Source organism: Mesorhizobium sp. M7A.F.Ca.MR.362.00.0.0, from assembly GCF_004023175.1.
Classification (GTDB): Bacteria; Pseudomonadota; Alphaproteobacteria; order Rhizobiales; family Rhizobiaceae; genus Mesorhizobium.
The window spans coordinates 5,595-10,893 of the sequence record NZ_RZTF01000220.1 but is presented as its reverse complement, the minus strand read 5'-3'; the positions used below and the strand labels follow the sequence as shown (position 1 = coordinate 10,893).

The 5,299-nt window shown below is 66.1% G+C and carries 6 protein-coding genes; 4 read left to right on the top strand and 2 right to left on the bottom strand.

Features of this window, described 5'->3' with window-relative positions:
- Positions 1-534 (bottom strand): elongation factor P (locus tag EOC06_RS23560; protein ID WP_206631241.1); only part of this gene is annotated, 534 nt, incomplete at its 3' end.
- A gap of 117 nt (positions 535-651) precedes the next feature.
- On the opposite strand from EOC06_RS23560, the gene epmA reads away from it, so the two are divergent.
- A complete protein-coding gene (gene epmA / locus EOC06_RS23555; protein ID WP_128308911.1) occupies positions 652-1,692 on the top strand; it encodes an EF-P lysine aminoacylase EpmA in 1,041 nt (346 codons plus the stop codon).
- Between the two features lie 113 nt (positions 1,693-1,805).
- Positions 1,806-3,056, top strand: coding sequence for an FAD-binding oxidoreductase (locus EOC06_RS23550; protein WP_128308910.1), 1,251 nt, complete (start codon positions 1,806-1,808; stop codon positions 3,054-3,056).
- Between the two features lie 23 nt (positions 3,057-3,079).
- On the opposite strand, the gene EOC06_RS23545 is transcribed toward EOC06_RS23550, so the two are convergent.
- Entirely contained in the window at positions 3,080-3,496 is a 417-nt protein-coding gene (locus tag EOC06_RS23545; RefSeq protein ID WP_128308909.1) for a VOC family protein, read from the bottom strand.
- A 166-nt stretch (positions 3,497-3,662) separates the two neighbouring features.
- Here EOC06_RS23545 and EOC06_RS23540 point away from each other — a divergent pair, with 166 nt between their 5' ends.
- Both EOC06_RS23540 and EOC06_RS43330 read left to right on the top strand, forming a co-directional pair.
- Positions 3,663-5,006: a TldD/PmbA family protein gene (locus EOC06_RS23540; protein WP_128308908.1), complete on the top strand. Its 1,344-nt coding sequence runs from the start codon at positions 3,663-3,665 to the stop codon at positions 5,004-5,006.
- Positions 4,993-5,299: inositol monophosphatase family protein (locus EOC06_RS43330; protein WP_281062105.1), on the top strand; the 307-nt coding region annotated here is incomplete at its 3' end. The genes EOC06_RS23540 and EOC06_RS43330, both read left to right, overlap by 14 nt.

Sequence of the window (5,299 nt, the reverse complement as noted above, 5' to 3'; positions counted from 1 at the left end):
CGTCATCACCACCACGCGGGTGCCCGGCGCTATGTGCGGCGGCACTAGGGTGCGCACGCCGTTGGACAGCACGGCCGGCTTGTAGGATGACGAGGCCGTCTGGCCCTTGGTTGTCGGCTCGGTTTCCACCACTTCGAAGGTGGCGCGCTGCGGCAGCACCAGGGAAATGGCAATGCCGTTGAACTGCGACACCTGCACGGCCATGCCTTCCAGCAGGTAAGGCGCCATGTCGCCGACCACGGCTTCCGACACCGCGACCTGGTCGTAGCTTTCCGGGTTCATGAAATGAAAGCCTTCGCCGTCGCGATACAGGAACGTGTGCTCGCGCTCTTCCACATAGGCGCGCTCCACCTGTTCGGTGGTGCGGTAGCGTTCCGAAACCTTCACCCCGTCGCCGATGCGGCGCATGTCGAGCTGCGTTACAGGCGTGCCCTTGCCTGGGTGGATGTTTTCGGCAAAGAGGATCACATAAAGCTTGCCGTCCTTGTCGACGACGTTGCCTTTGCGGAGCGAACTGGCGATGACTTTCACCACGGTTTTAAATCCTGCAAGAAGAGTTGACTGGCGTTTGCCGGCTTGTGCGGCGCTGGATGGGGGCCTAGCGCATCTTGGCCGCCGCCGCCAGCCCCCTTCCACCATGTTCCTCGCCGCATGACCGAAGCTTCGCCCTGGTGGACGCCTGACGTTCACGCCGACCGCCGCCCGCGGCTGATGCTGCGCAACGGCATCGCCGCCAGCCTGCGCGACTGGTTCGCCGCCCATGATTTCGTCGAGGTGCAGACGGCCGCGCTACAGGTCTCACCCGGCAACGAGGCGCATCTGGCGGCTTTCGCCACCGAAGCGGTCGGACCGGACGGTGCCCGGTCACCGCTCTATCTCCACACCTCGCCGGAATTCGCCTGCAAGAAGCTGCTCGCCGCCGGTGAGGTCAGGATATTCAGCTTCGGTCCGGTCTATCGCAACCGCGAGCGCGGCGCCTTGCACCATCCCGAATTCACCATGCTCGAATGGTATCGCGTGGGCGAAGCCTATGAGAGCCTGATGCTGGATTGCGCGGCCTTCCTGGCGCTGGCCGCGACAAGGGCAGGGGCTACTCTTTTCTCGTTTCGTGGCCGCGACTGCGATCCGTTCGCCGAGCCGGAACGGCTGACGGTGGCAGATGCCTTCTCTCGCCATGCCGGCATCGATCTGCTGGCCACGGTCGCCGCCGACGGCAGCACCGATCGCGACGCGCTATACGCCGCCTTGATCCGGGCCGGCATGCGTACCGCGCCCGACGACAGCTGGGCCGACCTGTTCAGCCGGGTGATGGTGGAAAAAATCGAGCCATTCCTCGGGCAGGGACGAACGACCATCCTGTGCGAATATCCGGTGGCCGAGGCGGCACTGGCACGGCCGAGCCCACGCGACCCGCGCGTGGCGGAGCGTTTCGAGCTCTATTGCTGCGGCGTCGAGCTCGCCAACGGCTTTGGCGAACTGACCGACGCCAAGGAGCAGCGCCGGCGCTTCATCATCGAGATGGACGAGAAGCAGCGCATCTATGGCGAGCGCTATCCGCTGGACGAGGATTTCCTCGCCGCCCTTGCCATCATGCCGCCTGCCAGCGGCATCGCGCTCGGCTTCGACCGGCTCGTCATGCTGGCGACAGGCGCGCAAAAAATCGAGGACGTGATCTGGACGCCTGTTGCCTGAGGCGCGGAAAGATCTGGCCTATTCGATTCCAGGGATCAAGACTGGACCGTGACCCCGAACCAAGAGACCACATGACCGGTACTGGATTTCACGGTCAATCGGGAAGATCTACAGTGGCTGCTTCTGAAACGGTCGAAATCGCCATTGTCGGCGCCGGAGTTGTCGGGCTGGCGACGGCACTTCGCCTTGTCGCGGACGGCCGCGAAGTCCTGCTCATCGATCCGAACGAGCCGGGCTCCGGCGCGTCATCAGGCAATGCCGGAACGATCGCCGAATATGCCTGCATGCCGGTCGGCACTCCTGCGGTGCTGCGGGCGTTGCCAAAGCTGCTGCTTGATCCCGACAGCCCGTTTTCGCTGCGCTGGCCAGCGCTGCTGCAGCTGGCGCCATGGCTCGTTCGGTTCATGCGGCAATCGCTGCCGGCGGCCACCCGGGCCAATGCGCTGGCGCTCGCCGGACTGCTGGCCGACGCCCTCCCGGCCTGGGAAGACATGGCCGGGGAGGCCGGGCTGGAGGACCAGCTGCGCCGCAATGGCTGTCTTTACCTCTATCGCCGCGAGAGCGATTTTGCCGCTGGCGCCGGCGGCCGGGCAATGCGCGCTGGGCTTGGCATCCACCAAGAGGTGCTGACTCCCGAAGAGGTGGCGGCGCTTGAGCCGGGCCTGCCGGCGACAGCAGCGCATGGCGTGTATTTTCCCGATTCGATCAATGTCACCGATCCGGCAATGGTGATGCGGCGGTTGCTGGGCGCGGTGAGTGCCCGTGGTGCATCGGTGAAGCAGGCTGAGATCACCGGACTGCAGGTCGAAGCTGACGGTGTCCAGCTCAGCGGACCCGGCGTTCGCATCAAGGCTGGCACGGTGGTGATCGCCGCCGGTGCACGGTCGCGCGCACTGGCCGCGCAGGCCGGCGACAGGATTCCGCTCGAGACCGAGCGCGGCTACCATCTGGAATTCCAGACCGACGCGCCGCTGCTCAACCGACCTGTCTGTCCCGTCGATCTTGGTTTCTACCTGACGCCGATGGCTGGCCGCTTGCGGGTCGCCGGCACCGTCGAACTCGGCGGCCTGGTCGCGCCGCCAAATCCGCGCCGGCTGGCGCTGCTTGACCGTGGCGCCAGGCAAATTTTTCCCAGGCTCGGCTCGCCTGCCTCGCAATGGCTCGGCTTCCGGCCATCTCTGCCGGATTCCAGGCCGGTCATCGGCGCTTCGCACGGCAGCTCCCGCGTAATTCATGCTTTCGGGCACGGCCATCTCGGCCTGACGCTGGCTCCGATCACCGCGCGGCTGGTCGCCGACTTGATCGGCGGACGCGGCGATCCGGCTCGGCTCGCACCTTTCGCGGCGGGCCGTTTCGGCCGTTGATCGACCGATGCCCTCGATCTGAGTTAGTGCGCGAAAATCTGCTCCAGCGAGCGAAAACCCTTGAATTCCAGGGCATTGCCCGAGGGGTCGCGGATGAACAGCGTTGCCTGTTCGCCGGGTTCGCCCTTGAAACGCACCATCGGCCGTTCCAGCCAGTCGATGTCGTCGCGCGCCTCCAGCCGCGTCGCCAGGCGCTGCCAGTCGTCCATCAGCAGCACCGCGCCGAAATGCGGAATCGGCACGACAATGCCGTCGACCCTGCCGTCACTGGGGGCCTGTGCGGCCTGCGGACGCAGATGCGCCGACATCTGGTGGCCGTAGAGGTCGAAATCGACCCAGGTCGCGGATGAACGGCCGATCGCACAGCCCAGCACCTCGCCATAGAAAACGCGGGTTTCATCGAGATCACGGACCGGGAAGGCGAGATGGAAAGGCGTCATCGAAATGCTCCGTGCAGGCTGCGAACCGATTTTGCGTGACAGGGTTCGCGATTTGAACCGCCCACCCTGCATTTTGATTGAAGCCTATGCCATTGCACAAGCCGGACCGGAACAATAGATGGGTGGGCAACGGCCGCACACCGGCCGCACCAGCAGGATTTCAGGCATGACCGATATATCAGACGCAGCAAAATTGACCGACCGCGTCGCGGCTCTGGTCGAGGCTGCCAAAAAGGCCGGCGCCGATGCCGCCGACGCGGTGGCCGTGCGCGGCCGCTCGACCGGCGTGTCGGTGCGTCTCGGCAAGGTCGAGGCTACGGAAGCCTCCGAGAGCGAGGATGTGGCGCTGCGTGTTTTCGTCGGCGGCCGCGTGGCGAGTGTCTCGGCGACAGCGGCGTCCGACCCGAAAACGCTGGCCGAACGCGCTGTTTCCATGGCGAGAGTCTCGCCTGAGGATCCCTATCAGGGGTTGGCCGACCCGGCATTGCTGGCCAAACAGACACGCGATCTCGATCTGTTCGACGCCACCGAGGTGTCCGCCGACCAGTTGAAGGAAGCCGCATTGGCGGCGGAGGCGGCAGCGCTTGGCGTCAAGGGCGTGACCAATTCGGCCGGCGCCAGCGCCGGTGCCGGCCTCGGCGGCCTGGTGCTGGCCACCTCGCACGGCTTCCTCGGCCACTATGTCGGCTCGCGGTTCTCGCGCTCGGCCAGCGTCATCGCCGGCGAGGGCACCGGCATGGAGCGCGACTATGAATTCTCATCGCGCCAGCACTTTGCCGATCTCGATGCGCCCGAGGACATCGGCCGCAAGGCCGGAGAACGCGCGGTGCGCCGCATCGGCGCGCGCAAGGCAGCGACCGGGCCGGTCGACGTGGTGTTGGACCCACGCGTCGCGCGCGGCATCGCCGGCCATCTGGCCGGCGCCATCAACGGCGCCTCGGTCGCGCGCAAGACCTCGTTCCTGCGTGACATGATGGGCAAGCAGGTGGCCGCCTCCGCCATCACCGTCACCGACGAGCCGCTCCGGCTGCGTGGCCAGGCCTCGCGTCCGTTCGACGGCGAAGGCGTCGAGGGCGAAAAGCTGCTGATGGTCGAGAAGGGCGTGCTCAGCCACTGGTTCCTGTCGACCTCGGCTGCAAGGGAACTGGGCCTCGTCACCAACGGCCGCGGCGCGCGCGGCGGCTCTTCCGTGACGCCATCCTCCACCAATCTCGCCATCGAACCGGGCGAGCGGTCGCCGGAAGAGCTGATCAAATCGCTCAGGACCGGCTTCTACGTCACCGAAGTGTTCGGCCAGGGCGTCGACATGGTCACCGGCGAATACAGCCGTGGCGCCTCGGGTTTCTGGATCGAGAACGGTGAACTGGCCTATCCGGTCGCCGAGGTCACCATCGCCTCGAACCTGAAGACGATGTTCCTCAACATGGTGCCGGCCGATGACCTCGACCGCAATTTCGGCACCGCCGCCCCAACGCTCCTGATCGAAGGCATGACCCTTGCCGGAGCATGACCTGACCACTGCCGGGGCCACCGAAGATTTGCCGCTGCTGCGCGATGCTGCCCGCGAGGCGGGGCTCATCGCCATGCGCTACTTCGGCAACAGCCCGCAAGTCTGGATGAAGGGCGGCACATCGCCGGTCAGCGAGGCCGACCACGCCGCCGACGCCTATCTGCGCGAAACATTGCTGGCGGCGCGGCCCGATTATGGCTGGCTGTCGGAAGAGACGGTCGACGATCCGGTCCGGCTTTCGGCACGCCGCACCTTCGTCGTCGACCCGATCGACGGCACGCGCGGTTTTCTGG

What these genes read in the sequence shown, in the direction of transcription:
- epmA (WP_128308911.1), top strand. Translation starts at nt 652, where the DNA reads ATGACCGAAGCTTCGCCCTGGTGGACGCCTGACGTTCACGCCGACCGC.
- EOC06_RS23545 (WP_128308909.1), bottom strand. Translation starts at nt 3,496, where the DNA reads ATGACGCCTTTCCATCTCGCCTTCCCGGTCCGTGATCTCGATGAAACC.
- EOC06_RS23540 (WP_128308908.1), top strand. Translation starts at nt 3,663, where the DNA reads ATGACCGATATATCAGACGCAGCAAAATTGACCGACCGCGTCGCGGCT.